At 37.0% G+C, this 1,461-nt stretch carries 2 protein-coding genes; both read right to left on the reverse strand.

Translation table 11 applies throughout. The annotated features are described in order from the left end of the window. Nucleotides 1–829, reverse strand: an 829-nt coding sequence (locus D5R40_RS38710) for a hypothetical protein (protein WP_205127850.1), incomplete at its 3' end; no start/stop codon positions are given. Nucleotides 830–878: 49 nt separating this feature from the next. Further along, nucleotides 879–1,268 (reverse strand): hypothetical protein, encoded by a 390-nt coding sequence (locus tag D5R40_RS38715; protein ID WP_205127851.1) that lies wholly within the window; start codon nucleotides 1,266–1,268, stop codon nucleotides 879–881. Nucleotides 1,269–1,461: the final 193 nt, after the last annotated feature.

The raw sequence follows: 1,461 nt of genomic DNA on the forward strand, positions 1-1,461 counted from the left end.
ACAGATTTTGCATATTCTTGATGCCGGCTACAAATGCTGCACCGACCAATTGACAACGCTCGTAAAAATCTTGTTCACTGGTGTGGATGTTAGAAGTTTCGTTGGATGTTACAAGTCCCCTATTATATTCAATTGTCACCGTATTTATGGTTTTTGATATTAGGTTGTTATCATTAATGTCAAGATAATAATTGGCTTTTTTTATCACTTCTTCTAACCTTTTCAGCATGGTATTGGTAGCACCATAAACATCAGGACGCGATTTTTCCCAATTATCAATATTAATGGGTAGTCTGTTAGAAGCCTCCCGTATCATGCTTATAAAAGGCTCGACAAAAGCTTCCATTTGAGATTTATTAACTGTACTGTACTTATCAGGTTCGTCAGGACTTGAGACATCTAAGACTGACAGCAATGGTCTAACTAACTCTTGATACGATTTCAAGTCATGGGTATTGCGCAGATAATCTAGTAGTGCTTTGGTATCTGTACCACCATTGTGCGGTGCAAATTTAGTTAAGTTCATACCATCTAGTTTTGGTGAAAATAACGCATCGAGTATTTCATGGGAAAATGCTGAATAACTATGTGGTTCTAAACAGATAATAGGATAATTCGGATTTGTCATATACGCAGCAGCACGACATGCTCCAGCTACAGCAATACTCAAATCATGATTCTTTTTTAACCCTAGTTTTGTTTCGACCGTAGGCTGAGAAATATCTTTGTATAGAGGAGTCCCACGATAAGTGTGTGTATTGTAGACCTGATTAGTTCTACCTTCTTTTGCTGGGGCGCGATTGCCATTGCTGATAATTAAATTTGTCAATACTGCCGAACCACAGACAAAATTTTGATGATTTTGCCAAATTTAATTATCAGCAATGGCAATCGCTGATAATTAAATTTGTCAATACTGCCGAACCACAGACAAAATTTTGATGATTTTGCCAAATACTTCCAGATACCTCCAAAACCCCTACATCTGCTTGATTCCAAATTGTGTAAGGATTGCTAGAGCATAGGGATTCATCAGCAATTACGTCATCAGATAATAGTCCATCAACACAAGAAGGTGGTAAGGTTCCGGCATGTGGTACATCAAGTATCATTTGTGTTTGAGTGCCTAAAGTACTAGGTCGGATAAAGCTTATGCTAGAGTCACTACGCCCCGTAATAAAAAGTGTATCGACCAATGATACAACGTATACGGGCGTATCTTTATACTCAAAATAGGGTCGTGCCACCAACAGCATGGCATTGTACATTTCTTGTGACGTATTAGGATATTGTTTTTTTAACCAACTAGAGAATATGACTTGATGTGAAAACTCTTCGAGTATATTTCGATTGCTTAAATCCTTTCCTATAAAACGCTGTATAAAATCAATTGCTGTTGTGTGCATACTGAGCATTTATTTTTCTAACATAAACTAAATAAACATTACCATATCTGATATT

The organism is Okeania hirsuta, assembly GCF_003838195.1.
Lineage (GTDB): Bacteria > Cyanobacteriota > Cyanobacteriia > Cyanobacteriales > Microcoleaceae > Okeania > Okeania hirsuta.